Source organism: Bradyrhizobium sp. A11 (assembly GCF_042077125.1).
Taxonomy (GTDB): Bacteria; Pseudomonadota; Alphaproteobacteria; order Rhizobiales; family Xanthobacteraceae; genus Bradyrhizobium; species Bradyrhizobium japonicum_B.
This window is the reverse complement of sequence record NZ_CP149509.1, coordinates 3,925,104-3,949,576: the sequence shown is the minus strand read 5'-3', so window position 1 is coordinate 3,949,576 and position 24,473 is coordinate 3,925,104. Positions and strand designations below refer to the sequence as shown.

The following is a 24,473-nucleotide window of genomic DNA, read 5'->3' as shown; positions in this document are numbered from 1 at the left end:
CGCGGTCGCGCTAGGTTCCGTCCATCATGAAGGACGGAGCCAGGCGATGAATATCAGGCAGGACACCAACATCGCCGCCGAGCTGGTGCTGCTGGCCGCGCTGGCGACGCTGTGGGGCGGCTCCTACACGTTCATCAAGCTGGGCGTTGCCACCATTCCGCCGATCACGCTGATCGCGGCGCGAACCGCGATCGCCGGCCTCCTGCTGCTCGGCGTCATGGCGGCACGTGGCATCAGGATGCCCTGCGACGCCGCGACCTGGCGGCGCTTCGCCTTCCAGGCCGTGCTCAACAGCGTCGTCCCCTGGACGCTGATCGCCTGGGGCGAACGCCATGTCGATGCCGCCCTCGCCACCATCCTCAACTCGGCCGGGCCGATCTTCACCTTCCTGCTCACGGCCGTCGTCACCCGCCACGAGGCGACGCCTCCGCGGAAACTGTTCGGCGTGGTGGCGGGGATGGCCGGCATCCTGCTGATCGTCGGCGTCGATGCCTTCCACGACGTCGGCGGCGGCCTCCTCGCAGAGGCCGCCATCGTCGCCGCCACCATCTGCTACGCTTGCGCAGCGATCTTCGGCCGCAGCTTTGGGCGCCTCGATCCGATGGCGCCGGCTGCCGGCTCGCTGCTGGCCGGGGCCGCCGTCCTGATCCCGGCCTCGCTCGTGGTCGAGCAGCCCTGGACGCTGTCGCCGTCGCTGAGCTCCGTGCTGGCGTTGCTTGCGCTCGCCGTGTTCTCGACGGCCGCGGCGTTTGCGATCTACTTCCGCCTGGTCCAGACCCTGGGCTCGGTCGGCACCACCGCGCAGGCCTATCTCCGTGTGCCCATTGGCGTGGCCATCAGCGTCGCCTTCCTCGGCGAGAGCCTGAGCCGGACCGCCTGGGTTGGGCTGGCCTGCGTCGTCCTCGGCGTCGCCGCCATGACGATCCCGGCCCGGCGGCTTGCGCGCGTCAAACCGTCATAGGGCGGGAAGGGGCTCCGGGACCGCGATATTAAGCATAATCGGCCTCCGGAGGCATGTTCCCCCCGGGCGGCAATACGTCGTATATTAGGCCTCCAATAGCTCGGTCCTTTCATCACCCCAATGTCCGCCGAATTGACGCCGACCCCTGAGAAAAAGCGAACCTTCTCGCTCTCCATCGGCCAGCTCACCTTCGGCAGCTTCCTGTTGGTGCTGGCGGTGATCATCGTCACCTCGACCGCGAGCGTGATCGCGATCCGGCACATCGACACGACCTTCGCCGAGCTGCAGCGGCTTCAGAGCGTCGGCGACCTTGCCGAGGACATTGACCGCCGCATGAACGAGCTGCGGCTCGCCGCGCGCGACTTCGTCACCGATCCCGGCGCCGGCATCCAGTTCCAGCAGGTGGGCGAGGCGGCCTCGACGCTCAGCGACATCCTGAAAAAGACCCGTATCGAGCTCGCGCCCGAGCAGCAGGACATGATCGACGGGGTCACCGAGCGCCTCGCGACCTATCGGACCGGCCTCGAGCGGATCTCGACCCTGATCGACCGCCGCGCCCAGTTGCTCGCCGGCCTGCCGCCGTTGCGCGAACGGTTCGATGCGGCCGTCTCCGGCACCGCCGACCGGGAGCTGGCCTCGCGCCTGTCGGAGACCCAGAGCCGCATCGCGCTCGGGCTGCTGGCGCGCAACCCGTCCGCCGCGGAGCAGGCCGCCCAGAACATGCGGGCGCTGAACATTGGCGACGCCAGGCTGAAGGACGCGGTGAACGACTATGCCGAGGCCATCATGGCGGTGGCCGTCCGCGAGCGGCAGATCGCCGATATCGACCGCGAGGTGCTGGGAACCGAGGGGCGGCTGATCGGCCGCGTCACCGAATTGCTGCGCGAAGTCAGCGATCGGCGCGGCCATGTGCTGTCGCGCGACTTTGCCCGCACGCTGACGGAGGCGCGATGGCAGAGCATCGTGCTCGGCAGCATCGGCGTTCTCATCGGCATTCTCGCGGCCGGCTTCGTGGTGCGGCGGACGGTTCGTCCGCTCGCTCAGATCGCACGCTCCATCCGCGCGCTTGCGGCGGGCCGGAAAGACACCTCCATCCCGTCGGCCGACCTTGACAACGAGATCGGCGACATCGCGCGGGCCGCCGAAGTCTTCCGCCGCGCGCTGGAGGAGGCCGACACGGCACGCGAGGCGGCGGTGCACGCGCTCACCGAGCAACGCCTCGCCGAAGAGAGCTACCGGAAGCTGTTCGAGGGCTCGATCGACGGCATCTACGTGACGACGCCGGCCGGCGAGCTCCTCAACGCCAATCCGGCGCTGGCGCGGATGATGGGCTACGACAGCCCCCAGCATCTCATCGCCAGCATCAACGACATCGCCCACACGATCTACGTCCATCCCGAGGCACGCGCCGAATACCAGCGGCTGATGGCGCGTGACGGCATGGTGCGCGAATTCGAGTACCAGGTGCGCCAGCGCAGCGGCGACATCCTGTGGCTTTCCGACAGCGCCACCGGCGTGCGGGACGAGGCGGGCAACATCGTCCGCTACGAGGGCACGCTGCGCGACATCACCGACCAGAAGCGGGCGGAAGACGCCATTGCCGAAGGCCGGCGCCTGCTCCAGCAGGTCATCGACACCGTTCCGGCGGTGATCAATGTCAAGGACCGCGACCTGCGCTATGTTCTGATGAACCGCTACATGGCCGGCATCTTCGGCATCGAGCCCGGCGACGCGCTCGGCCGCACCACGGCGGACCTGATGTCGCGCTATGGCGCGGCCAAGACCGACGAGAACGACAAGCGCGTGCTGGCGCTGCGGAAGGGGCTCGGCTTCTACGAGGAAGAGTACAAGGACGTCTCGGGCAACATGCGGCAATGGCTCGTCAACAAGCTGCCGCTGCTCGATGCCGATGGCGAGATCGAGCGCATCGTGACCGTCGCGCTCGACATCGGCGAGCGCAAGCGCGGCGAGCAGGAGATGCGCAAGGCCAAGGAAGCTGCCGAGACGGCGCTGCGCAATCTGCGCGAGACGCAGGCCTCGCTGATCGAGGCCGAGAAGCTCGCCGCGCTCGGGCGCCTCGTTGCCGGCGTCGCCCACGAGGTCAACAATCCCGTCGGCATCAGCCTCACCGTCGCCTCCGCGCTGGAGCGCAAGACCGCGATGTTCACCGCCGAGGTCGAGCGCGGCGAGCTCCGCCGCTCCACGCTCAACGATTTCCTCAGCACCAGCCGCGATGCGTCCTCGCAGCTCGTCTCCAATCTCAACCGCGCCGCCGAGCTGATCCAGTCGTTCAAGCAGGTCGCCGCCGACCGCAACTATTCGGACCAGCGCACGTTCGATCTCGGCGACCTCACCGAGCAGGTGGTGATGAGCCTGCGACCGGGCCTGCGCAAGCATAATCTGACGCTCAATGTCGAGTGCCAGCCCGATCTCGCCATGAACAGCTATCCCGGTCCCTACGGCCAGGTGCTGACCAATCTGTTCCTCAACTCGGTGGCGCACGCCTTCCCGGACGGCCGGCCGGGAACGATCGACATCCAGGTGCGGGAGTCCGGCAAGGACAATGTCGAGATCATCTTCTCCGACAATGGCTGCGGCATGTCGCTCGACGTTCGCCGCCGCGCCTTCGATCCGTTCTTCACGACGCGGCGCGACCAGGGCGGCACCGGCCTCGGATTGCACATCGTCTACAGCATCGTCACCAACCGGCTCGGCGGCCGGCTCGATCTCGATTCCGAGCCGGGCGGCGGCACGCGCATCCAGATGATCTTGCCGCGGGTGGCGCCGCTGGAGCAGGCGGCCGAATAGCTAATCGACGTCAGCGAGCTTGTGCAGTGTCGCGCCGAAGATCAGGCTGGCCTTGCCGACCAGCGCCGTGCCCGTCATCTCAGCGCGCGTGTCGGTGTAGGTGCCGCTGACACCGATGCCGACCGGGGCTGGGCCGCCGAACAGCGGATTGTCGTCGCCCCGCGGCGAGGTGTGCCGCTGCACCAGCACCTCGCCTTTGAAGGTGGTGTCGTCCTTCACCACGTAGCTGCCGGTGTAATAGAGGTAGGCATCGCCGCCAAGAATCTTGCCGTCGCGAAAAAGGATCACGCCGCTACCCTTGCCGGCTCGACCATCGAGCAGGGTCACGTGAATCGAATAAAGCCCGTTCTTCATAACGTCCCACGGGCCGGCCGCCATCGCCCAATGGCGTAACCGGTCCGGCATTTATGCCAAAGCGTCTCGCCCCGCGCAACGCGGCAGTTTGCCGGCCGGCCGCGGAGGGTTGTCGCCGTGAGCCGTAGTTGTCCCGACTTGTGCGTGACGCCGTCATGACGGCCTGATGATGGGGCGAGGCCGGTCGTTGCGAATCAGAGTTGGCCCGCAAAATGCACAACAATTTGCTGCACTGGCCGCGGGGTGCTGGAGCAAGACGATGAGCAACTGGATCGATTCCGGCGGCGATGAGCCGTGTCTGTTCTGTGCGCGTCCCACGAATTGCAAAACGAAACGACGCCGCTCCGGCAGCGCAACACGCTGGCGAGGCCTGACGAGACTGGCGGGGGCTTTGGTCCTGGTTGCGCTCGCAGTCCCCGTCGGCCAGGCACGCGACCGCGGCCAATTCGCCAACATCAATGCGGATTTGAAAGCCTGGTTCGACGGCCTGCGCAGCGGCAAGGGGCCATGCTGCTCCGATGCCGACGGTTCGGCGCTCTCGGACAGCGACTGGGACAGCAAGGACGGGCACTATCGCGTCCGTCTCCCGCGCTACGGCTCCGGGCTGGAAGGACAGCCGCAGGAGCTGGTCTGGGTCGATGTCCCCGAGGACGCGGTGATCTCCGAGCCGAACCGGGTGGGGCGCACCATGGTGTGGCCGATCTACGGCTACATGGGCGTCACTGTCCGCTGCTTCATGCCGGGCAGCATGACGTAGCCGCGTTGGCTGCACGTTGCCCGGTGAGTTGACGCGGCACGCGCGGTGTCAGGTATATTTTGTGTCCCGCTCGAGCAGCTCGATGGAGATGCCTTCGGGGCCGCGGATGAAGCAGATGCGCACCCCCGGCCGGATCGTGGTCGGCTCGCGCGTGAAGGTGACGCCCTTGGCCTTGATCTCGGCCGCGACGGCATCGATGTCCTTTACCGTCAGCCCGAAATGGTCGAGGCCCTGATGCGGGTGCGGAGGCGGCGGGTTGACCGCGCCGTCGCCCTCAAGCGGCGCGATGAAGATCCTGGCGCCCCCAAGGTTCACGTCGATCCGTCCCGGCGCGTGGACGATCTCGCCACCGAGGATGTCCCGCAGCCAGGCTGCGGTCGCCTCCGGATCGGGGCTGCGCAGGTGGACGTGATCCCAAGTGACGACTGGCATTTCGATGTCTCCCGATGCTGCTTCGCGATGTTGCAGTGCATGTTAGCGGCCGTGATCGGCGATCGCCACCGTCCTTGCCGGATTCGCAAGCGGGCGGGAACCTTAAGTCGTCTTCCGGATTAAGGTAAGCAGTGGCCCATTCCGTCGTCCGACGGCTTCGGCTGCGATCGGTGAAGCAAATGAACGCCAGGCTCGACCGGATCGGATTGGGGCGCTTTGCCGGGATCGGCGAGCGACTGGCGCGGGCCGTCACGATCGCGAGCGTCTCATTCGGCCGCAGCCTTCTGTGGATGCTGGCCGCCATCATCGTCGGCTGCGGCGTCTGGATGCTGCTGCCGCTGTCCAAAGGCAATAGCGCCGAGCAGGTCAAGTCGGAGGTGGCAGCCGTCGAGACGGCTCCTTCGGGCGATCCGGCCGCGTCGGCGTCGCTGGCTTCCGAAGCTCAGGTCCCGGCCATGGCGGACCTTGGTCGTCTCAGGATTTCCTCGCAGACCTGGCGTCGCGGCGGCCTCGGCTCGAAAGCCTTGGTGACGTTCACGCTGCGAAACGACAATGACTATGCCGTAAAGGATGTCGAGATCGTCTGCGCCTTCGCGCGGCGTGATGGCAGCCATCTCACCGATCGTAGTCGCGTGCTAGCCGACCCTGTCGGCATGAAGAGCCGCAAGACCTTCGCGCGGTTACCCGTCGGCTTCGTCAACGTGAATGCCGATCAGGCGAAGTGCTCGTTGGTTGCGGCACGCCGTGCATAAAGGCCGCATGTTCCGGTAGCGGAAAAGTTACCCTCCGCGGCACTCCGCGACCCCTTGGCCAAAAAACCTCGCGTCGCCATTTGAACCGAACGGCTGGGCCAGGAACCAATTGAGAGATCGCCTGTTGAGGCGGAGAGCCCACGCGGGGATGCGGGGGGCGGAGCGCGGCCAATGCCAATCTTTCGATATTTCGTCTTCGTCGGTGGAGCTTTGCTCGCACTGCTGCTCGCAGTGGACTTCGTTCTGCCATCGCAGCCGGTCGCGCAGGCCGTCGCCACCACCGTAAGCAATGACCAGCCGCTGATCCGGATTCGCTCCAACCGCCACCTGCCCGAGCGCGTCGTGCTCGACACCACCCAGCCCACGATCAGGCCGCCTGCGGTGACAACCGCCGCTGTCGTTGCGCCTCAGCCGCCGGTGCAGGACAGCACGGCAGCCCTCGCCGAGATGTCGGCCAAGGCGCGGGTGCGCGAGACGTTCGCCCAGTTCACGCCGGCAGGGTCGAAGGCGGGCGCCGCCGTCGCCGCGACCAAGGCGGACGCCAAGCCGCAGGTTCAAGCGAACGCCCAGCCTGCTCAGGCGCCTCAGGCGCAGCCGCCGAAGCGCAAGACCGCCAGGGTGTATTCGGCGCCGCAACAGCAGGACCGGCCGATGATGGTCGCGCAGCGCCCGCAATTCGGCTTCTTCGGCAACACCTGGTAAGAACGCTACGCCCCGCTTCGAAACGAGGCGGGAAGGGCTTTTTATTGGTCAGTCTCTCTGCTAATTCCAATCCATCCGAACGCCCATCGGAACGCTGGCTCGCCAGCCGCGGTGCGGTGTTTCCCGGTTCTGGCCCGATCGGGCCCAGGCGCTCGTAGCTCAGCTGGATAGAGCATCGGATTTCGATTCCGAGGGTCGGAGGTTCGAATCCTTCCGAGCGCGCCAGGCCTCATCGGCGTTCCAGATATGTCCCGAACCGGAGCTGAGGGGCCGCGCACCGTCGCAAGGGCTCGCTGGATCAGTTAGCCCTAGCGGACGCCGCTTTGCCGTCCGCGCGCCAGCGTGTCGGAGGGCGTCTCGTGGAAGATCGCGCGGTAGGCCGCGGCAAATTCACCCAGATGATGGAAGCCCTGGGCGCGCGCAGACGTGGCGACCGTGGCGCCGCCGCCCCTGAGGAGGCGGGCGCGGGTCGCCCACAGCCTCTTGAGCCGGATGTACTGGTGCAGGCTCATGCCCCGCACCCTGCTCACCGCCCCGCCGAGCGTCCGGATCGAGACGCCGAACTCGCCAGCGAGATCGGCGGTATAGATCGGCGCGGTGGGACGGGCCGCGACGTACTCGTCGATCCGCTGCACGAGCTTGATCGCCCGCTCGGCCTGCACCGAGGCGCTCAGGTCCGACATCGAATCGATCCGAAACAGATCGTCGAGCGCGAGCAACAGGCCCTCCTGGAGATGGAGCGCAACCTCGGTGGTTTCGAACAGGAGCGGCTGCACTGAGGCGGTCCGCAGGATGTCGAGCAGGAGCTGCCGCGTGTGGAGCAGGGCGGGCCGGTTCGCGACACGGGCCCGCAGATCGTCGGCGCGATCGAACCAGCCCCGGTCTTCCAGCTCGGGGGAGAAGATGATCATGGCATAATGATTGGTCTGCGGCTCGACGAAATGGCATTCATCGCTGCCGCGGAGCGCAATGAAGAAGCGCGCATCGAGATCCAGGCCCTTGAAGTTGGCCTGAAGATCGTCGGTCATCGGCAGGATCACCATCCCGCCTGGCATCCGATAGGCCGTGTCCAGGATGCGCGCGAACGATCTCATCATGATGATGCGGCACGCCGGAAGGGAGACGGCGGCACGGACCGCGGCGAAGCTCGGGATGTCGAGCGGAATGCTTCTGGCATCCTCCATCGACTCGATCGGTCGAAACGCGTCGACGTCGGCAAAGCCGATCAGCTGAAGCGCGGAGGACGGAGTGAGAGCGTCGAACAACATGGGTCTGGCCGCCGCCGAAATGTGACAATCAAATGAACGTCGATGCATCGCCATCAATGGCGAAACATCGCGTTCCAGTAAATCGAATTTCAGGCCGTAGTATTGCGGACATCATGCCATAATGTCCATCGGATCAATGTCACGGTCCACGCTCCTGGCCCATCGGCCTTCCGGTAGCGAGGTCGACGAAATGCAGCCGCGGGCACACGGGGCAGGCAAAGGATGCAAAGCTTCGCCCTTCCGTTCTCTCCTGCTTCTCCAGATGCGTCTGCACGTTCATGCCCGTCTCGGGGCATCGAAAGACGATCAACTCGGCCATCGCCATAGAATGACGGTGTGGGCAGTTTCATCTTTGATCTGGATCAGTCTTGCAATCGCCCCGGGCTGGCGACAACGGCGCAAGATGTTATCTCGCAAAAGCGAGGGGGCCCTCCAGGGCCCCCTCACATGTTACCAGCCGCGATAGCCGTAATAGCGCGGGCCGTAATAGCGTGGCCCGTAATAGCGCGGCGGCCCATAATATCGAGGGCGGTAATATGGCCGGGGCCCGTAATAGCCATAGTAGTTCGGGCGCCACCAGCAGCGCCCCCAGACGTCGCAGACCATACGCACCTGCTCGACGCCGGCGACGTCAGGTGTTGCAGGCTTGGGTGCGATAGGCATGGCGGACGCCGTCGGCGATGTCGCCAGGGCACCGAGCATGGCACCGAACAGGCTTGCGGCGACGAGGCCAATCTTGCGAGTCATGATGTCTTCCTCCGCTTATGCAAGACAGGGTATCGAAGGTGTTCGGATCAAATTGTGGCGGAGCCGAAATGTAATGCTGATGAACAGACCTTCAGCAAATCCGCCCAGCCGGGCTGGTCCTGGCCGCATGGCCAATGCCGTGCCGACCTTGATCCTGCGCAATTCGCAAGCCTGCCTCGGCTCATAGTGTTGCTGGGTGGCAGCAGCATGGGGCTCGCTGCCGGGCAAGGTGAAGTGGATGCGAGTCATTCCGAATCTGTCGATCTCGCCGGAGAAAGTCTTCTTCGTTATCTCGAAATCGCGCCGGTCCGACAGCGAGGCGGCCGGAGGTGGCGTCATCCTGGACTCGGGCGACGATGACATGAGCTACGGCCGCAATGGGCGCGGCGGGACCACAGACCGTGCGGAGCTCGCGGGCTTTATCCGCGATCTCAATATCGACGAGCAGATCGATCTTGTGGCGCTGACCTGGCTTGGTCGCGGCGACGGCGATCTCTCCAATTGGCGCGAATTGCATGCCCAGGCCGCGCAGGCGCACAACGAGCGCACGGCGTCCTACCTGATCGGCACGCCGATGCTCGCCGACCATCTGGAGGAGGCGATGGCGCAATTCGGCAAGTCGTTCGAGGAATTCGAAGAACATCTCTGATGCCGGATACGGCGTCGGCAAGTTTCAAGGAGAGCTGCAATGGATAAAATGAGAATCGACAAGGGTGACTGGCTGGTGGTGTGCGACGGGCGCAAGGCGCTGATTCTGGAGAACCTCGGCGACGAGATGTTTCCCAACCTTCACACCAAGGAGGTGCACGAGCAGCCGAACCCGTCGACCAGCGCGCAAGGCAGCGATGCGCCGGGACGATTGTATGCCGCTGCGGGCGGCGCCCGCAGCTCGGTCGAGCAGACCGATTGGCACGACGAGGCCGAGCGCGCCTTCCTGCGAAGCCTGGCCGGCCGGCTCGATGCCGCCGTCAGCTCCGGCGAGACCACGGCCCTGACCATGGTGGCCTCACCACGTGCGCTTGGCATGATCCGCGCCGACTATTCGGACCTTGTGCGCAAGGCGCTTCAGGGCGAGGTCGGCAAGGATCTCGTCAAGCTGCCGGTCTACGAGATCGAGAAGCAATTGCTGCTGTCGGGCACGCCCAAATAGGCGCGCCCGGAAACAGGCCGCGCCGGCGCCCTCAGTAGCAGGGGTGCCGGCGGCGGTCCTGGCCGAGATAGGCGGCCGCGCTCTGGTAGCAGTGATTGGTCGAGGGACCGTCGTAATAGGCGAAGGTGCCGGGGGTGATGCCGGGCCCGTAATTGTGCAGATAGCTGATCGGGTAGGGCAGCGGGTTGGCGTAGGCGCGGTGGTGCCGGTGACGACCCCCTGCCTCCGCCAGGCCAGGGGCTAGGATTGCGGCCGACAGGGCCGCAATCGCGGCGACTAGCGTCAACTTGCTCATCTGATTCTCCGGGACCCGCGCGAATAGGTCAGCCATCTATAGCCATTTCGGACCGCCGGGGCACCCGTCCGGCGCCTGGAAATCCCGGATAAACCCGCGGATTCCCGGGTGGGTGTGACAGAATTGCCGAGATGGCGGCCAGGCCTGCCCATTTTTGGCCTTCTCAGGATGCTTAACGAATTCCCCACACAAGTATGACCAAAAACTATTCGGTTAAGAATCCTGTCGCCGGCCTTTTGGGGGCTCCTTCGAGGCCGGTGCATTCTGAAGGCCATCGCCGTCACCTCGCCATGCGCATCACGCTCCTGAGCCTGCTGTTGCTCTGTCTAGCCGCCGCCACGCCGGCGCGGGCCGAGCTGCATATCACCCGCGACCACGGCGGCTATGTCGAGGAATACAAGGCCAAGTACAAGCGGGTCCGCGAGAAGGGCGAGCGGGTCATCATCGACGGCATCTGCAATTCGGCCTGCACGCTGGTGCTCGGCATCGTGCCGATGAACAAGATCTGCGTGACGCCGCGCGCAAGCCTTGGTTTCCACCAGGCCTATTACGACAAGGCCTTCACCTTCGGCATCAAGGTCACCAGCTCCGAGGGGACCTCCGACCTGATGTCCTACTATCCCAATACGGTGAAGGACTGGATTCGTCGCAATGGCGGGCTCACGACCGACATGAAGAAGATCAAGAACGGCGTCGAGCTCTGGAAGATCGTCGATCCCTGTCCGGAAGAGTGGTGAGCGGCTGCGCTGAGACGCCATCGTCCGTCGCAACGCAGCATCGTCCGGACGAAATTCGCATTGCCGCATAGCCCCCGCTGGGGCAATGAGGGCGGCAATGAACCATAATCAAGAAGCCCTGACCGCCCGCGCCGCGCCGATCCTGTTCGTCCTGCTCTGGAGCACCGGATTCATCGGCACTAAATACGTCGTCGACAACGCCGATCCCCTGACCTATCTCGCCATCCGCATGGCCATCGTGGTCGGCCTGATGGCGATCATCGCCGGCCTCGCGCGGCCGAAATGGCCTGACAGCACCGGCATCGCGCATAGCGCGGTCGCGGGCATTCTCGTCCATGGCTTTTATCTTGGCGGCACCGCGATCGCGATCGCGCATTCGATTCCCGCCGGGCTCTCCGCGCTGATCCCGGGCCTTCAGCCGATCCTGACCTCGACCATCGCCAACCGCTGGCTCGGCGAGAAGGTGACGCCGGTGCAATGGGCCGGGCTCGTGCTCGGCCTCGGCGGCGTGGTGATGATCCTGCACAACCGTCCCATGACCGGGGACGCCGGGCTGGGCTGGCTCGCCTCGGTGGTCTCGCTGATCAGCATCACGCTCGGCACGCTCTATCAGCGCCGCTATTGCAACCAGATCGACTGGCGCGCGGGCAATCTCGTGCAATATGTCGCGGTCACCATTTTCTTCGCGATCGGCGCCTTCCTGTTCGAGGACCGTGTGGTGCACTGGACGCGGGAATTCGTGCTCGCGCTGGCCTGGCTCGCTGTGGCGCTCTCGATCGGATCGATCGGGCTGCTCTACTGGCTGATCCGCCACGCCGCGGCGACCTCGGTCGCGAGCCTGTTCTATCTGGTGCCGGCCGTGACGGCGCTGATGGCCTACCTGCTGTTCGGCGAGAAGCTCGATGCGCTGGCGATCGCCGGCATGGCGATGTGCGCCGCTGCGGTGTTCGTGGTCAACCGCCGCTTCTAGCGCGGAGAGGAAAGAGTCTCCGGAGGCGCTCGCATCCGGAGACCCCGCTGAGCGCCGATCAGCGCTTCGCCTTCTTGGCCTTCTTCTTCGTCTTTGCAGCTTTCTTGGCGGTCTTCTTCACGGTCTTCTTGGCCGCTTTCTTCGAGGATTTCTTGCTGGCCTTCTTGGCGGCCTTCTTCGAACTCTTCTTCGCGGCCTTCTTCTTGGAAGCCTTCTTCGGCGCTACTTTCTTCGCGACCTTCTTGGCGGCTTTCCTGACCTTCTTGACGGCGGTGACTGCCGCGTCCTTGGTCGCCTCCACGGCATTGGTGATCGTCTCCATCGCCTGTTCGGTGATCGGCTTGTCGTCGTCCATATCGTGTCCCCCACGGTTTGTATGGCGCGACGACGATAGCGCGTTTCATAATTGTGTCAAAGCAGCGCTCAACCTTTGCGGATCTTCGCGTAGGCTGCGAGCGCACGTTCGCGTCCACTGGCATGATCGACGATCGGGTGCGGATAGGTCTTGCCGAGCGTGATGCCTGCGCCCGCAAGCTCGATCGGCGTTGCCTGCCAGGGGCGGTGGATCAGCTTGGCCGGCAGCTGTTTCAGCTCCGGCACCCAGCGCCGGACATAGGTTCCATCCGGATCGAACTTCTCGCCCTGCAGCTGCGGATTGAACACGCGGAAATAGGGCGCTGCGTCGGCGCCGCAGCCGGCGACCCATTGCCAATTGGCGGGATTGCTGCCGGCGTCCGCATCGACCAGCGTGTCCCAGAACCAGGCCTCGCCCTCGCGCCAGTCGATCAAGAGGTGCTTGACCAGGAAGGAGGCCACCACCATCCGCACCCGGTTGTGCATCACGCCGGTGTGCCAGAGCTGGCGCAGGCCGGCATCGACGATCGGATAGCCGGTGCGGCCGCGTTGCCAGGCGGCGAGCGCCTTGATGTCGCGCTTCCAGGGAAAGCCGTCGAAATTGGCTTGAAGGTTTTCGGTGGCGAGGTCGGGGTGATCGTGGAGCAGGTGACGGCAGAACTCGCGCCAGCCGAGTTCGCTCAGGAATTTTTCGATGCCGGGCCGGAGTGCCGGATCCTGGTCCGCCGCGAATCGTGCCGCATGCCAGATCTGGCGCGGGCTGAGTTCGCCGAACCTCAAATGCGGCGAGAGCCGTGAGGTCCCGTCCCGGTCCGGACGGTCGCGATCGCCGACATAGGCGCGCGCGGCGTGCTCGAGGAAGTCGCGCAGGCGCGTCCGGGCCGAGGCCTCGCCCGGGGTCCATGTTTCGCGCAGGCCGCCCGCCCAGTCTGGCTTGCCTGGTTCCAGTGCCCAGCTCTCCAGCACATCGCCGGCGATCTTCGGCGCGGGGCGCAGCTGTTTCGGAGCAGGCAGCGGCTTTGCCGGATCGCCGAGCGACAGCACGCGCCGCCAGAACGGCGTGAACACGCGCAAGCCGCGGCCCTCCTTGGTGCGGATGGCCGAGGGCGGGGCGAGGAGATCGCCGGAGAAGCTTTGCGAATCGACACCGAGCTTTGCCAGCGCCGCCGCGAGCCGGCTCTCGACGGCCTGATGCGGCGCCTGCGCAATTCCATTCCAGTAGACGGCGCGGGCGCCGCTTTCGCGCGCCACGTCCGGAATGATCCGGGCCGCCGGTCCCTTGCGCAGGACGAGCGATCCGCCGCGCGCAGCGATTGCGGCACCGAGCGCCCGCAGCGACTGCGCCAGCCACCAGCGCGTCGCGGCGCCGGGCGGTCGGGCGAGGCCGTCATCAAGCACGTAAAGGCAGACCACCGGCGCACCGCTCTTCGCAGCGGCAAGCAAGGCAGGATGGTCGGACAGGCGAAGGTCGTCGCGGAACCAGACGACGATGGGCGGCACGCTCGGTTCGGTCAGGGGAATCCTCGTTTACGATTTGGAAAGCATGCCGGGCTCGGCGGTATAATCATCATTAAGGGGACTGTAATACCACTGCACGATTATGCAGGGATTACGGGGGTAGTTCCATTCATGTCCAAGATTTCGACTGGGAAGTTCCTGCCGCAGTTCAAGCTGGGCACCAAAGCGGTTCTGTGCGCCGTGTTGCTGATCGCCGTGAACACGGCACTCGTGGTCGGCGCCGGCTATTGGTCGCTGACCTCCGCCTTCAATGACCGCGCCTCGCGCGACATCGAGGTCAACCTGCGCACGCTGGCGCTGGCCTTCACCGAGATCGTCCCGGCCGCCAAGATCACGATGCGGGACGGCACGGTGGTGCGCGCCGAAATTCCTGCGATGCCCGAGATCAAGGATCACGCCATCGTCGACCGCGCGGTGTCCTATGTCGGCGGCAATGCGACCCTGTTCGTGTTCGACGATGCGAGCGGGCAGTTCGTCCGCCGCTCCACCAACGTGAAGAAGGAAAACGGCGACCGCGCCGTCGGCACCCAGCTTGCCGCCGACCATCCGGGACAGGCGCCGCTGCGCCGCGGCGAGGCCTATAAAGGTCCGGCCACGCTGTTCGGCAAGACCTTCATGACCGCCTATTTCCCCATCGCGAACGCGGCCGGCAAGGTCGTCGGCATTCTCTATGTCGGCATCCCCATGGTCCAGTACGAGAGCATGCTGGCCCGCGCGATCGAGAGCATGGCTGCGGCCGCCGGACTTGCCGCGCTTCTGGTGCTGGGCCTGACCCTGCTGGTCGTCCGCCGCGTCACCCGACCACTCACCTCCGTGACGCACTCGCTCACCGCACTTGCCAACGGCCAGAGCGACGTCACGATCGAATGCGAGGACCGCGCCGACGAGATCGGCGAGATCGCCCGCACGGTCGCCGTGTTCAAGAGCAATTCGCTGGAGCGGGCGCGCATGCGCAGCGAGCAGGCGGCGGCCGCGGCCGCGGCGGCCGAGCAGCGCAAATCCGACCTGCGCAACTTCGTCGAGGAGTTCCGCGGCAGCGTCGGCGGCATCCTCGACAAGGTGCTGACATCGTCGGGCGAGTTCGAGCGCGCGGCGCGACAACTGACCGACGTCGCACGCTCCACCGCCGATCTGTCGGCGCAGTCCGCGGGCGCTTCCGACAATGCCTCCGAGCACGTGCGTTCGGCGGCCTCGGCCTCCGACGAGCTGTCTCAGTCGATCACCGAGATCACCCGGCGCGTGCAGGAATCGAACGAGATTTCCGCCGAAGCCGTGCGGCAGGCCGAGGCCACCGACCAGCGCATCGCCCAGCTCTCGGAAGCCGGCGCGCGCATTGGCGACGTCGTCAAGCTGATCACCTCGATTGCCGAGCAGACCAACCTCCTGGCGCTGAACGCCACCATCGAGGCCGCACGCGCGGGCGATGCCGGCCGCGGCTTTGCAGTGGTGGCTCAGGAGGTCAAGACGCTGGCCGGTCAGACCGCAAAGGCGACCGACGAGATATCGAACCAGATCGAGAGCATGCAGCTTGCGACCGAGGAATCGGTCGCCGCCATCAAGGCGATCAGTCAGACCATCGAGCGCATCAGCGGGATCGCCGGCTCGATCTCGGCTGCGGTCGAGCAACAGAAGGGCGCGACCCAGAACATCGTGTCGAGCGTCCGCGCGGCGGTCTCTGGCACGGCCGAGGTCGCCGTCAACGTCCGGCACGCCGCCAAGGGCGCCAGCGAGACCGGCGAGACCTCGAGCCGGATGTTTGCCTCGGCCCAGGCGCTGTCCGGCGAGAGCCTGCATCTGAAGGCAGAGGTCGACGGTTTCCTCGACCGCGTGCGGACGGCTTGATCGCTATGGTCATTCCGGGGCGGTCCGGAGGACCGAGCTCCGGTGCGCAATTGCGCACCTGAGAATCTCGAGATCCCGGGTCTGGTCCTACGGACCATCGGGATGACCTTTTGCAGTCGCTATGCGCGACTGCAAAAAGTCACTTCGGCTGCGGCACGATGCGCAGGTAGGGCTTCGGCTCCTTCCAGCCCTGCGGATAGATCGTCTTGGCCTCGTCGTTGGAGACCGAGCCCGCGATGATGACGTCGTCGCCCTGGGTCCAGTCGGCAGGGGTCGCGACGCGATGCTTGGCGGTGAGCTGCAGCGAGTCGATGACGCGCAGGATCTCCTGGAAGTTCCGGCCCGTGGTCATCGGATAGACCAGCACCAGCTTGATCTTCTTGTCGGGCCCGATGATGAAGACGTTGCGGACGGTCTGGTTGTCGGCGGCGGTGCGCTTGAGGGGATCGCCCGAGATCGCGGCCGGCAGCATGCCGTAGAGCTTCGAGACGTTGTAATCGGTGTCGCCGATCATCGGGTAGTTCGGCGCTGCGCCTTGCGTCTCCTTGATGTCCTCTGACCAGCGCGCGTGGTTGTCGACCGGATCGACCGAGAGGCCCATCAGCTTGACGCCGCGCTTGTCGAATTCCGGCTTCAACCTGGCGAGGGCGCCGAGCTCGGTCGTGCAAACCGGCGTGAAGTCCTTGGGGTGCGAGAACAGGAGCGCCCAGCTGTTGCCGATCCAGTCGTGGAACTTGATCTTCCCTTCGGTGGTCTCGGCTTCGAAGTCGGGTGCGGTGGCGCCGATCGGAAGTGTCATGATGTTACCTCATCGCATTGAACTGACTGGGAAATTCGTCTCTGGCCGTCACCCACATTATAGGGGCCTTGCCAGACCAAGTGAACGCCCGCTGAACCGGTTCGAGTAAAATGTGAATTCCTTCCTTGAAGGCCCGATTTCCTAGCAACTTATTGTTACAGCAGCGCCTGCGGCGAAACATCTCCACCCGGGGTCGCACGGCCTCGCTCGCCCCGATAATGCCTTTTATGACTTCCATCACGCTCGCCCGGCGCGTCCGAGAACCAAAACGGTCCTGACAGCGACCAATTGGCAACCATCTCGAAAAGTCGCGATCGCCGTATCGAATCGTTAACCACCCCTTTACGCCGGCATGAAAATGCTGGCCGGTCAGAAGAAGTCTGGAAGTGAACTATGTCTGCCGCTGCGCCTAAATCTGTCGAGCCCTCGTCCCTCGAACCGTCCTGCCGCGATACCGCGGCCCATGCACTCTCCATCGTGCGTGACGGCGTGATCACCGGGGAGGGGCCGACCACCAAGGGAAGGGTGCACTTCTCCCGTTCGCTCGATGCCGATGACACCGCCTGGTGCACGCGGATCCTGACGGCCACCGCCGTCAACGACCAGCCGGTCAGCCGCGCCGAGGCCGAGGTCCTGTTCGAGATCAACGAGGCCGCGACCGAGCGCAGCGATGGCGGCCGCTTCGACGATTTGCTCGCCAAGGCCGTTGCTCATTATGCCGCCAGCGCCTCGGGCCTGAAGGTTCCGCCGCGCAGCGTCGCGCTGTCGGCCGACACCGAGATCGAGAGCTGGGCGCCGTCCTATGCCTCCAAGGTCAACAGCGAGATGCTGGAATGGATCGCCGGCCAGATGCGCGGCAAGCGCCACAACAACCGTCGCCTGATGGCGATGGTGGCGACCTTCCTCGGCGCAACCGCGCTGCCGCTGGCGGGCCAATTGCCGAACGTGTTCGACATCGGCATGTAAGACTTTTTGCATGTAAGACTCGGGCATGTAACATCCACGCGTGTCCGATGAAGACGCGATCGAACGGCGGGGGCATGTCCCCGCCGTTTTTTCTGTGCCGGCGTCCTGCTCGAGGCCGACGGAGTGTGTGGTGATTGCGCGCGTCTCTCGCGTGTCCCGGACGCGCTGCAGCGCTCTTGCGCTGCTGCGCAGAGCCGGGACCCAGCGAGCCGCAGCGCTCGCTGATGCATGGGCCCCGGCTCTGCAGCGCATCACTTCGTGCTGCGCTGCGTCCGGGGCACGAGCGTCGGTGAATGATTGACATGGGATCGCATCCTCGCGGCTTGCTTGCCCGAGCTTTGCCTGATCGCTTCGCCCTCTGAATTGAAAGAAGGCGCAGGGAAGGCCGGGAGCCGGTGGCTCCCATGGACCGCCATGCCAAGGGCAGACTGCGTGTGCTGCTGCATAGCGGAGAACAGGGCAACCGGGACATCCCGGCCTTCCCTGCGCAGTGGTTGGAACGGCTTATGTCGTGCGCTCCCCGGGGAGCGTTGCACTATTGCCCCCGTCGTCTTGCGGACGATCGATGCGCGGGCCCGGTCGGGCCGCCGCATCACCGCAACACTTGGCGCACAGACCCCGGGCGCCAGGACCACACGATTTTGCCGTACGCCGATTGCACCGGTCGTGTGCGCGACGGCCTTGCTCACGGTTGCCCGCCCTGCAAGACCCTTCGCGCCGATGCCATCGGCGTCCACCGCCGCCCGGCCCGCGTTCGTGACGATCGCGATACGCCCCTCTTCCTTGGGCCGGGTTGCGCGACACATACGTCATTTCCGAAATTCGGTAAAGTGGAATATTTTCGGTAGCGCGGATTGACCGAGGGCTTGGGTGTTTTGCCGTCGGATAGCGCAAGGGATTGGGGAAGAACGCTCGATCCGGCGCGCGGTCAGCTGCGCCGGAAGCTGCTGACGCACGAAGGCCCACCGTCCGGTGTGGACGGTGGGCCTTACGCGTTCGCGGCTCTACCAGCGATAGCGGCCGGTCAGCGTGCCGTTATTGTTGCCCTCAGGGCCGACGTCGCCCTGCGACGAGCTCGGTGTCGGGTGGTTGGTGCCGTTGAGCGCGCCATAGGGGCTTCCGACATCAGGATAATATGCGCGCGGCTGGACCGGCTCGTAGGCGGGGGCGCTGTGGTCCCAGCCCATGCGGGATCCGTTCCAGTCGTAGCCCTGCGCCGAGGCTGCCGCCGTGCCGGCGACGAGCGATGCCGTGACCAGGCAGAGGAGTTTTGACGTGTTCCGCATTGGGAATGCTCCTTGCTTGTGTCGGGGGCCAACGGTTGCACTGCGGGAGCGTTCCGGAACCTGGCTGGCGCAGGCGATCAAGTCCGATCAACTGGTTATGAGACGCTGTTTCAGAACGAAGTGCTTATCGGCGGCAATCCGGGCGCTCTTTGCCGCACCGGTTCCCCGGCTAATCCCGTGCCTTAACCAATAATTAATTATACGTTTGCGGCTGGGCGACGGCCCGGCCTAGCGTAGCTGCGGGGAGCCGCCGAAGCCAAACGAGTTGGTGCGTATCATGATGTCCAGATCATATGGGGCGATGCTCGCCTCGCTCAGCGCAGCCGCGCTGCTCCTTAGTCTCAGCGATAGTTCTGCTCAACCCGGCGGCGCTGCGCCGCACGGGCTGAGTGCGGCGCCGTCCGGCGCGATCGCGCGTCCGCCCATCGCGCCGGGCGCCCGGTTCCACCGGCGCAACACCCCCTTCGTCTACTGGCCCGGCGGCGGCTTCTTCCACGACAGCGGCGGCAACAGCCAGTCTTTCGTCGATATCGCCCAGTCGCTTTCCGCCGACGTGCGCTACACCTACACGTATGACGTGCCCTGGGATTGGACGCATCGTTTCCCGCCGAACGTCGTGCCGTCCGACCGGCCCTACGTGCCGAGCTGCCCGACGGAGCAGGTGAGGGTGCCCGGCCGCGGCGGCAGCGAGCACACGGTCAACATCACGCGCTGCTACTGAGCGGTGCCAAGGCATGATCCGGAAAACTGCGCAGCGGTTTTCCGAAACGGATCATGCGCAAAGCTTTAGCCGAGCTCGAAGCTGGTCACGCCGAAGACGCGATCGATGCGCAGCGGCGGGATCGCGCCCGTGTACATCCGCGCCGTCTCGAACACCGGCTTGAGCCCGAGCGCCTCCGCGAGCGCGATGGCCTCGCGATTGACGGCGGGGACGTCGAGAAACACCTCGCCATCCACGCTTGCCAGCAGGGCCTGCACGATCGCCTCGGCCGCCGTGCGATCGTCGGCGACCAGCGGGCCGATCTTGGAGCCGGTCCGGCACGGCCGGATCACGCCCCAGGCGGCGAGCTTGCCGTCGCGCAAGAGCGCGCGGCCGACATGGCCCGGTGCATTGATCCAGGCGCGCAGGAAGGCGCTGCGCCGCGCCGGGAAGATAGTGGTGTCGTCGGCTTCCACGAGTGCAAACGGGATCGTGTCGAGCGCGACGACATCGGCTGGCGGCTTCACGGGCGCGGCGACGACGCCGCCATAGCGGATGTTGGCGTAAGCGAGCTGGAAACCGGACTTCCTGTAATTGTCCTGCTGCGCCACCACGCCGTCGAGCCCGATCACGCGGGATCCCGCATGGGCGATCGCCGCGTTCCAGATCCGCAGGCCGTGGCCGGAGCCGCGAAGGTCTGCACGCACGATGTAGAACCCGAGGAAGGCGAAGCGGTCGTCATAATTGACGCAGGAGACGGTTGCTGCCGGCTCGCCATCGATCTCGCCGACGAAGAAACCCTGCGCGTCGGGGATTGCGAAGCAGGCGGCATCGTAGCGGCCGGGATTCCAGCCCTCGGCCGCGGCCCATTCGATGGCGAGGGAGATTTCATCGGGGCGCAGATTGCGGATCTGCAAGTCATTCATCGCGCGTTGCTCATCGGATGCGTCCTTCGACCATGGACCTGCCGACAGGTCTGGCTGTAGAAGGCCGCATGATAGGCCGAGCCTGCGGCTCGCCTCAACTCAAGGGATGATGGCTCATGGCAGCAGAGAAGGTTGCGCTCGTTACCGCCGGCGGCAGCGGCATGGGGGCAGGGGCTGCGCGGCGGCTGGCCGCGGACGGATTTCACGTCGCGATCCTGTCGTCCTCCGGCAAGGGCGAGGCGCTGGCCGCCGAGCTCGGCGGGTTCGGCGTCACCGGCTCGAACAAGGAGAACGACGACCTCAAGCGTCTCGTCGACGGTGCCATGGCGAAGTGGGGACGGATCGACGTGCTCGTCAACAGCGCCGGTCACGGGCCGCGCGCTCCCATCACGGAGATCACCGACGAGCAATGGCACGCCGGCCTCGACACTTATCTGCTGAACGTGATCCGCCCGACGCGGCTGGTGACGCCGCTGATGCAGGCGCAGAAGGGAGGCGCCATCATCAACATCTCGACCGCCTGGGCGTTCGAGCCCAGCGCGATGTTCCCGACCTCGGCGGTGTTCCGCGCCGGCCTTGCCGCCTTCACGAAGATCTTCACCGACACCCATGCGGCCGACAACATCCGCATGAACAACGTCTTGCCGGGCTGGATCGACAGCCTGCCGCAGCAGGACGCGCGCCGCGACAGCGTGCCGCTGAAGCGCTACGGCAAGGTGGAGGAGATCGCGGCGACGATCTCGTTCCTGGCCTCCGACGGCGCCGCCTACATCACCGGCCAGAACATCCGCGTGGACGGCGGGCTGACGCGCTCGGTCTGATGCCGCCGCTGCGCCTCTAAAATTACTTAGCTTGTGAGCTAACTATTGTTGACGGCGCCCAGCTGTGGCACTATAGTTAGCTTCATGGCTAACCAATTGACCCGCCTCGACCAGGTTTTCGCAGCGCTTGCCGATCCGACCCGGCGGGCGATCGTGATGCGGCTGTGCGCCGGCGAGGCTTCGGTCGGCGAGCTCGCCAATCCCTTCGACATGGCGCTGCCGAGCTTCATGAAACACATCCACGTGCTGGAGACGAGCGGTCTCGTTCTGTCGGAGAAGACCGGCCGCGTGCGCACCTGCCGCCTCAGCCCGGATGCGCTGCTCGGCGCCGAGGACTGGTTCCAGCAGCAGCGCGCGGTGTGGGAGGCGCGGCTGGACCGCTTCGAAGCCTACGTGATGAAGCTCAAGAAGGAGAGGGCGGCCGCCAAGCGGCCGTCCCGAACAACCAGACGGAAAGGTTCTGAGTCATGACGAAATCAGCCAATCCCGCTTTATCGCAATGGTCGCTCGACCGCGAGATCGTGATGTCGCGCGTGATCGACGCGCCGCGCGATCTGGTGTTCGAGGCCTGGTCCGACCCGAAGCATCTGCCGCAATGGTTCGGGCCGAAGGGGTTCAAGGTGGAGACCTTCGAGATCGACGTGCGCGTCGGCGGCGTCTGGCGCTTCAACATGATCGGCCCCGACGGCACGGTCTATCCGAACCGGATGCGCTTCCGCCGCATCGAGCGGCCGTCCCTGATGGAGATGGATCACGGCCACGACCAGGACGACGATCCCGGCATGTTCCGCTTCACTGTTACCTTTGCCGAGCAGAGCAACGGCAAGACCGTGCTGATGATGCGGCAGCTGGCTTCGAGCACCGAGCAGCGCGACGGCATGATCGGCTTCGGCGCCGTCGAATACGGCTATCAGACGCTGGACAAGCTCGCGGCCTACGTGGCGGCCATGAAGCGGTGAGCTACAGTCTTGGTCGTCATGCCCGGGCTTGTCCCGGGCATCCACGTTATTCGTGCTGCGCGGTTAGGCGTGGATGGCCGGGACAAGCCCGGCCATGACGAGAGGTGTGGAGGAACGGCGCCTAACCCGGGTCCTCACTCCTTCGCCTCGTCCGACACGATGTCTCCGAGCTTCTGCCAACGCTGGCCGTCGAACTGCACCATCTGGAACTGCTTGTTGACGCGGTAGTCGGTCGGCGTCGTCGTGACGGAGATTCCGGGAAGCGTCAGATCGAGCACGACGTCCCTGAGGCTCGCGGCCTGCCGCATCACGTTCTCACGCGTCAAATCGTCGCCGCATTGCTTCAGCACCTGCACCAGCAGCTGGGCGGTGATGTAGCCGTAGACGTTCAGGTTCGAATCCCTGTCGCCCTCGGGATAGTATTTCGCCATGAAGGCGAGGTAGCGCTTCATGCCGGCATCGTCCTTCCATTCGGGATCGGCGGCGTCCTTGACGTAGCCGACGCTGATGACGCCCTTGGAATTGTCCAGACCCGCCGGCTTCAGCACGGCGCTGAGCGAGGAGGCATTGATGTCGATGATGTGCAGCGGCTTCCAGCCGATCTCGGCGACCTTCTTGATCGCCTGCGCGGCCTGCTTCGGCGTCGTGGCGCTGAACAGCACGTCGGCGCCGGCGTCCTTCAACCGCAGGATCTGCGAGTCGATGGTCGGTTCTGAGATCTCGTAGGAGGTCTCGGCCACCACCATCTTCGCCTTGTCGCCGAGGCCCGCCTTGAGGCCGGCGAGATAATCCTTGCCGAGGTCGTCGTTCTGGAAGAGCACGCCGATCTTCGCGTTCGGATGGTTCTTCAGGAGATATTGCGCGTAGATCCGGCCCTCGACGAGGTAGGAGGGGTTGAAGCCCATGGTCCAGGGAAAGTTCTTGGGATCGGTGAAGCGGGCCGCGCCGGTGGCCGCGAACAGCTGCGGGATCTTCTTGGCGTTGAGATATTTCTGCACGGCGACGTTCGGCGCGGTGCCGATGATCTGGAACGTCAGCAGCACCTCGTCGCTTTCGACCAGCTTGCGGACCTGCTCCACCGTCTTCGGCGGCGAATAGGCGTCGTCATATTGGATCAGCTCGATCTTGCGCCCGTTCACGCCGCCCTGATCGTTGATCATCTTCATATAGGCCGCCTGAGTCTTGCCGATCACGGCGTAGGCCGAGGCGGGCCCGCTCAGCGGCACGGTCTGTCCGACCTTGATCGCGGTGTCGGAGGCGCCGGGATCGTATTTCTTCTGCGCGTGAGCCTGTGCGATCGACAGCGCCAGAACGAGAGCGGAGGCGGCGATGCGTTCGAGAAGACGGTTCTTCATTTTCATGCCCTGTTCGCACACTGTCATTCGCCCTTGAGCCCGGCATCGCGGATCAGCTTGGTCCATTTCTGCGTCTCGGCATCGATGAACTTGCCGAACTCTGCGGCGGTGCCGGCGCGCACTTCGAGGCCTTGAGCCGTCAGCTTGTCCTTGATGGCCGGCTCGGCGAGCGCGCGCAGGACTTCGGCCTGGAACTTGTCGACGATCGCGCGCGGCGTCGTCGCCGGCGCCATGAAGCCGTACCAGCCGGCGGCCGCGACGTTCGGGAAACCCTGCTCGCGCAAGGTCGGCGCCTGCGGATAGAGCGCGCTGCGCTCGGGCGAGGCGACGCCGAGCACGATGAACTTGCCGCTCTGGATGTAGGGCAGGGCGGTCGGCAGCGCCGTCAGCGTGGCATCGACGCGGCCGGCGAGCAGCTCGGTGTAGGAGGCGGCATCGCCCCGGAACGGGATGTTGAGGCCCTTGACGCCGGCGTCGCGGAACAGCAGCTCTCCGGCCAGGTGCGGCTGCGAGCCGGCGCCGGGAGAGGCGAAGGTCAGCCCATCGGGCTTCGATTTGCCGTAGGCGATCAGCTCGGGAAGCGTCTTGAACGGTGCGTCCGCGCTGATGATGAGAAACAGCGGCGCGATCACGACCATGGCGACCGGCTGCAGTTCCTTGCGGTCATAGGTCAGCTTGCCGAACAGCGCCTCGGCGGTGGCGTAGGGCGCCGCGACATACAGAAGCGTGTAGCCGTCGCCGGGCGCATGGGCGACCATGTCGTTGGCGATGCGGGTGCCGGCGCCCGGCTTGTTCTCGACAATGAACTGCTGACGCAGACTGCGGCCGAACTCTTCGGCCAGCAGGCGCAGCGAGATGTCGTTGGAGCCGCCGGGGCCGTAAGGCGAGATCAGCCGTACCAGGCGCGACGGCCAGGCGTCTTCGGCATGCGCTGCCAAGCCCGATCCTGCTGCGAGGCCGCCTGCGATCGTGCCCAGCAGGGTTCGGCGTGTGACCTTGAATGATGCCACCGTT

The 24,473-nt window shown here is 65.4% G+C and carries 27 protein-coding genes and 1 tRNA gene; 16 read left to right on the top strand and 12 right to left on the bottom strand.

The window, feature by feature from the left end; translation table 11 throughout:
- Positions 1 to 46 precede the first annotated feature (46 nt).
- Together WI560_RS18440 and WI560_RS18435 are read left to right on the top strand one after the other, a co-directional pair.
- A complete protein-coding gene (locus WI560_RS18440) occupies positions 47 to 961 on the top strand; it encodes a DMT family transporter (protein ID WP_375304318.1) in 915 nt (304 codons plus the stop codon).
- A gap of 120 nt (positions 962 to 1,081) precedes the next feature.
- A complete protein-coding gene (locus tag WI560_RS18435; protein WP_375304317.1) occupies positions 1,082 to 3,769 on the top strand; it encodes a PAS domain S-box protein in 2,688 nt (895 codons plus the stop codon).
- Here the strand turns inward: WI560_RS18435 and WI560_RS18430 are convergent, their stop codons facing one another.
- A complete protein-coding gene (locus WI560_RS18430; protein ID WP_028136971.1) occupies positions 3,770 to 4,123 on the bottom strand; it encodes a GrlR family regulatory protein in 354 nt (117 codons plus the stop codon).
- 259 nt (positions 4,124 to 4,382) lie between these two features.
- Here WI560_RS18430 and WI560_RS18425 point away from each other — a divergent pair, with 259 nt between their 5' ends.
- On the top strand, positions 4,383 to 4,880 hold the full coding sequence (locus WI560_RS18425) for a hypothetical protein (protein WP_375304316.1): 498 nt from the start codon (positions 4,383 to 4,385) through the stop codon (positions 4,878 to 4,880).
- Positions 4,881 to 4,928: 48 nt separating this feature from the next.
- Here WI560_RS18425 and WI560_RS18420 read toward each other — a convergent pair whose 3' ends face one another.
- Positions 4,929 to 5,312, bottom strand: a complete 384-nt coding sequence (locus WI560_RS18420) for a VOC family protein (RefSeq protein ID WP_028136969.1) — start codon at positions 5,310 to 5,312, stop codon at positions 4,929 to 4,931.
- 179 nt (positions 5,313 to 5,491) lie between these two features.
- On the opposite strand from WI560_RS18420, the gene WI560_RS18415 reads away from it, so the two are divergent.
- The 3 genes from WI560_RS18415 to WI560_RS18405 all read left to right on the top strand — a co-directional run bounded on the left by WI560_RS18415 (position 5,492) and on the right by WI560_RS18405 (position 6,991).
- Positions 5,492 to 6,064, top strand: coding sequence for a hypothetical protein (locus WI560_RS18415; RefSeq protein WP_375304315.1), 573 nt, complete (start codon positions 5,492 to 5,494; stop codon positions 6,062 to 6,064).
- Between the two features lie 171 nt (positions 6,065 to 6,235).
- Positions 6,236 to 6,766: a hypothetical protein gene (locus tag WI560_RS18410; protein WP_375304314.1), complete on the top strand. Its 531-nt coding sequence runs from the start codon at positions 6,236 to 6,238 to the stop codon at positions 6,764 to 6,766.
- Positions 6,767 to 6,914: 148 nt separating this feature from the next.
- Positions 6,915 to 6,991, top strand: a tRNA-Arg gene (locus WI560_RS18405).
- Positions 6,992 to 7,074: 83 nt separating this feature from the next.
- Here the strand turns inward: WI560_RS18405 and WI560_RS18400 are convergent.
- Complete coding sequence (locus WI560_RS18400; RefSeq protein WP_375304313.1) at positions 7,075 to 8,034, bottom strand: helix-turn-helix domain-containing protein; 960 nt, start codon at positions 8,032 to 8,034, stop codon at positions 7,075 to 7,077.
- Between the two features lie 450 nt (positions 8,035 to 8,484).
- A complete protein-coding gene (locus WI560_RS18395; protein ID WP_375304312.1) occupies positions 8,485 to 8,781 on the bottom strand; it encodes a hypothetical protein in 297 nt (98 codons plus the stop codon).
- Positions 8,782 to 9,019: 238 nt separating this feature from the next.
- Between WI560_RS18395 and WI560_RS18390 the strand changes: the two genes are divergently transcribed.
- Positions 9,020 to 9,430 (top strand): DUF3775 domain-containing protein, encoded by a 411-nt coding sequence (locus WI560_RS18390; protein ID WP_375304311.1) that lies wholly within the window; start codon positions 9,020 to 9,022, stop codon positions 9,428 to 9,430.
- 39 nt (positions 9,431 to 9,469) lie between these two features.
- Complete coding sequence (locus WI560_RS18385) at positions 9,470 to 9,931, top strand: host attachment protein (protein WP_375304310.1); 462 nt, start codon at positions 9,470 to 9,472, stop codon at positions 9,929 to 9,931.
- Between the two features lie 31 nt (positions 9,932 to 9,962).
- On the opposite strand, the gene WI560_RS18380 is transcribed toward WI560_RS18385, so the two are convergent.
- Positions 9,963 to 10,226 (bottom strand): hypothetical protein, encoded by a 264-nt coding sequence (locus WI560_RS18380; RefSeq protein WP_375304309.1) that lies wholly within the window; start codon positions 10,224 to 10,226, stop codon positions 9,963 to 9,965.
- Between the two features lie 290 nt (positions 10,227 to 10,516).
- Between WI560_RS18380 and WI560_RS18375 the strand changes: the two genes are divergently transcribed.
- Together WI560_RS18375 and WI560_RS18370 are read left to right on the top strand one after the other, a co-directional pair.
- Positions 10,517 to 10,963, top strand: coding sequence for a hypothetical protein (locus tag WI560_RS18375; protein WP_028136960.1), 447 nt, complete (start codon positions 10,517 to 10,519; stop codon positions 10,961 to 10,963).
- 97 nt (positions 10,964 to 11,060) lie between these two features.
- Positions 11,061 to 11,933, top strand: coding sequence for a DMT family transporter (locus WI560_RS18370; protein ID WP_028136959.1), 873 nt, complete (start codon positions 11,061 to 11,063; stop codon positions 11,931 to 11,933).
- A 58-nt stretch (positions 11,934 to 11,991) separates the two neighbouring features.
- On the opposite strand, the gene WI560_RS18365 is transcribed toward WI560_RS18370, so the two are convergent.
- On the bottom strand, positions 11,992 to 12,288 hold the full coding sequence (locus WI560_RS18365) for a histone (RefSeq protein ID WP_375304308.1): 297 nt from the start codon (positions 12,286 to 12,288) through the stop codon (positions 11,992 to 11,994).
- Between the two features lie 68 nt (positions 12,289 to 12,356).
- Positions 12,357 to 13,748 carry a cryptochrome/photolyase family protein gene (locus tag WI560_RS18360; protein ID WP_375308866.1) on the bottom strand — a complete coding sequence of 464 codons (1,392 nt, stop codon included), beginning with the start codon at positions 13,746 to 13,748 and terminating at the stop codon, positions 12,357 to 12,359.
- 168 nt (positions 13,749 to 13,916) lie between these two features.
- Here WI560_RS18360 and WI560_RS18355 point away from each other — a divergent pair, with 168 nt between their 5' ends.
- Positions 13,917 to 15,647 (top strand): methyl-accepting chemotaxis protein, encoded by a 1,731-nt coding sequence (locus tag WI560_RS18355; RefSeq protein ID WP_375304307.1) that lies wholly within the window; start codon positions 13,917 to 13,919, stop codon positions 15,645 to 15,647.
- A 139-nt stretch (positions 15,648 to 15,786) separates the two neighbouring features.
- Here the strand turns inward: WI560_RS18355 and WI560_RS18350 are convergent, their stop codons facing one another.
- Positions 15,787 to 16,446: a peroxiredoxin gene (locus WI560_RS18350; protein WP_028136955.1), complete on the bottom strand. Its 660-nt coding sequence runs from the start codon at positions 16,444 to 16,446 to the stop codon at positions 15,787 to 15,789.
- A 393-nt stretch (positions 16,447 to 16,839) separates the two neighbouring features.
- On the opposite strand from WI560_RS18350, the gene WI560_RS18345 reads away from it, so the two are divergent.
- Entirely contained in the window at positions 16,840 to 17,412 is a 573-nt protein-coding gene (locus WI560_RS18345; protein ID WP_257180489.1) for a hypothetical protein, read from the top strand.
- A 1,004-nt stretch (positions 17,413 to 18,416) separates the two neighbouring features.
- Here WI560_RS18345 and WI560_RS18340 read toward each other — a convergent pair.
- Complete coding sequence (locus tag WI560_RS18340; RefSeq protein ID WP_375304306.1) at positions 18,417 to 18,698, bottom strand: hypothetical protein; 282 nt, start codon at positions 18,696 to 18,698, stop codon at positions 18,417 to 18,419.
- A gap of 277 nt (positions 18,699 to 18,975) precedes the next feature.
- Between WI560_RS18340 and WI560_RS18335 the strand changes: the two genes are divergently transcribed.
- Positions 18,976 to 19,419 (top strand): hypothetical protein, encoded by a 444-nt coding sequence (locus WI560_RS18335; RefSeq protein ID WP_375304305.1) that lies wholly within the window; start codon positions 18,976 to 18,978, stop codon positions 19,417 to 19,419.
- Between the two features lie 65 nt (positions 19,420 to 19,484).
- Here the strand turns inward: WI560_RS18335 and WI560_RS18330 are convergent, their stop codons facing one another.
- Positions 19,485 to 20,324: a GNAT family N-acetyltransferase gene (locus tag WI560_RS18330; RefSeq protein WP_375304304.1), complete on the bottom strand. Its 840-nt coding sequence runs from the start codon at positions 20,322 to 20,324 to the stop codon at positions 19,485 to 19,487.
- A gap of 116 nt (positions 20,325 to 20,440) precedes the next feature.
- On the opposite strand from WI560_RS18330, the gene WI560_RS18325 reads away from it, so the two are divergent.
- The 3 genes from WI560_RS18325 to WI560_RS18315 all read left to right on the top strand — a co-directional run bounded on the left by WI560_RS18325 (position 20,441) and on the right by WI560_RS18315 (position 22,104).
- Complete coding sequence (locus WI560_RS18325) at positions 20,441 to 21,145, top strand: SDR family oxidoreductase (RefSeq protein ID WP_028136951.1); 705 nt, start codon at positions 20,441 to 20,443, stop codon at positions 21,143 to 21,145.
- Positions 21,146 to 21,229: 84 nt separating this feature from the next.
- Entirely contained in the window at positions 21,230 to 21,616 is a 387-nt protein-coding gene (locus tag WI560_RS18320; protein ID WP_375304303.1) for an ArsR/SmtB family transcription factor, read from the top strand.
- Positions 21,613 to 22,104 (top strand): SRPBCC family protein, encoded by a 492-nt coding sequence (locus WI560_RS18315; RefSeq protein WP_375304302.1) that lies wholly within the window; start codon positions 21,613 to 21,615, stop codon positions 22,102 to 22,104. Before WI560_RS18320 ends, WI560_RS18315 begins: the two co-directional genes overlap by 4 nt.
- A 134-nt stretch (positions 22,105 to 22,238) precedes the next feature.
- Here the strand turns inward: WI560_RS18315 and WI560_RS18310 are convergent, their stop codons facing one another.
- Together WI560_RS18310 and WI560_RS18305 are read right to left on the bottom strand one after the other, a co-directional pair.
- Positions 22,239 to 23,459, bottom strand: a complete 1,221-nt coding sequence (locus tag WI560_RS18310) for an ABC transporter substrate-binding protein (protein ID WP_375304301.1) — start codon at positions 23,457 to 23,459, stop codon at positions 22,239 to 22,241.
- Between the two features lie 23 nt (positions 23,460 to 23,482).
- Positions 23,483 to 24,469 carry a Bug family tripartite tricarboxylate transporter substrate binding protein gene (locus WI560_RS18305; protein WP_375304300.1) on the bottom strand — a complete coding sequence of 329 codons (987 nt, stop codon included), beginning with the start codon at positions 24,467 to 24,469 and terminating at the stop codon, positions 23,483 to 23,485.
- Positions 24,470 to 24,473: the final 4 nt, after the last annotated feature.

Coding starts and splice junctions, on each gene's coding strand:
- WI560_RS18380 (WP_375304309.1), bottom strand. CDS start 10,226: ATGAGCAAGTTGACGCTAGTCGCCGCGATTGCGGCCCTGTCGGCCGCA.
- WI560_RS18345 (WP_257180489.1), top strand. CDS start 16,840: ATGTCTGCCGCTGCGCCTAAATCTGTCGAGCCCTCGTCCCTCGAACCG.
- WI560_RS18330 (WP_375304304.1), bottom strand. CDS start 20,324: ATGAATGACTTGCAGATCCGCAATCTGCGCCCCGATGAAATCTCCCTC.
- WI560_RS18325 (WP_028136951.1), top strand. CDS start 20,441: ATGGCAGCAGAGAAGGTTGCGCTCGTTACCGCCGGCGGCAGCGGCATG.
- WI560_RS18435 (WP_375304317.1), top strand. CDS start 1,082: ATGTCCGCCGAATTGACGCCGACCCCTGAGAAAAAGCGAACCTTCTCG.
- WI560_RS18320 (WP_375304303.1), top strand. CDS start 21,230: ATGGCTAACCAATTGACCCGCCTCGACCAGGTTTTCGCAGCGCTTGCC.
- WI560_RS18340 (WP_375304306.1), bottom strand. CDS start 18,698: ATGCGGAACACGTCAAAACTCCTCTGCCTGGTCACGGCATCGCTCGTC.
- WI560_RS18440 (WP_375304318.1), top strand. CDS start 47: ATGAATATCAGGCAGGACACCAACATCGCCGCCGAGCTGGTGCTGCTG.
- WI560_RS18430 (WP_028136971.1), bottom strand. CDS start 4,123: ATGAAGAACGGGCTTTATTCGATTCACGTGACCCTGCTCGATGGTCGA.
- WI560_RS18395 (WP_375304312.1), bottom strand. CDS start 8,781: ATGACTCGCAAGATTGGCCTCGTCGCCGCAAGCCTGTTCGGTGCCATG.
- WI560_RS18425 (WP_375304316.1), top strand. CDS start 4,383: ATGAGCAACTGGATCGATTCCGGCGGCGATGAGCCGTGTCTGTTCTGT.
- WI560_RS18415 (WP_375304315.1), top strand. CDS start 5,492: ATGAACGCCAGGCTCGACCGGATCGGATTGGGGCGCTTTGCCGGGATC.
- WI560_RS18315 (WP_375304302.1), top strand. CDS start 21,613: ATGACGAAATCAGCCAATCCCGCTTTATCGCAATGGTCGCTCGACCGC.
- WI560_RS18410 (WP_375304314.1), top strand. CDS start 6,236: ATGCCAATCTTTCGATATTTCGTCTTCGTCGGTGGAGCTTTGCTCGCA.
- WI560_RS18390 (WP_375304311.1), top strand. CDS start 9,020: ATGCGAGTCATTCCGAATCTGTCGATCTCGCCGGAGAAAGTCTTCTTC.
- WI560_RS18370 (WP_028136959.1), top strand. CDS start 11,061: ATGAACCATAATCAAGAAGCCCTGACCGCCCGCGCCGCGCCGATCCTG.
- WI560_RS18420 (WP_028136969.1), bottom strand. CDS start 5,312: ATGCCAGTCGTCACTTGGGATCACGTCCACCTGCGCAGCCCCGATCCG.
- WI560_RS18335 (WP_375304305.1), top strand. CDS start 18,976: ATGATGTCCAGATCATATGGGGCGATGCTCGCCTCGCTCAGCGCAGCC.
- WI560_RS18400 (WP_375304313.1), bottom strand. CDS start 8,034: ATGTTGTTCGACGCTCTCACTCCGTCCTCCGCGCTTCAGCTGATCGGC.
- WI560_RS18310 (WP_375304301.1), bottom strand. CDS start 23,459: ATGAAGAACCGTCTTCTCGAACGCATCGCCGCCTCCGCTCTCGTTCTG.
- WI560_RS18355 (WP_375304307.1), top strand. CDS start 13,917: ATGTCCAAGATTTCGACTGGGAAGTTCCTGCCGCAGTTCAAGCTGGGC.
- WI560_RS18365 (WP_375304308.1), bottom strand. CDS start 12,288: ATGGACGACGACAAGCCGATCACCGAACAGGCGATGGAGACGATCACC.
- WI560_RS18375 (WP_028136960.1), top strand. CDS start 10,517: ATGCGCATCACGCTCCTGAGCCTGCTGTTGCTCTGTCTAGCCGCCGCC.
- WI560_RS18385 (WP_375304310.1), top strand. CDS start 9,470: ATGGATAAAATGAGAATCGACAAGGGTGACTGGCTGGTGGTGTGCGAC.
- WI560_RS18350 (WP_028136955.1), bottom strand. CDS start 16,446: ATGACACTTCCGATCGGCGCCACCGCACCCGACTTCGAAGCCGAGACC.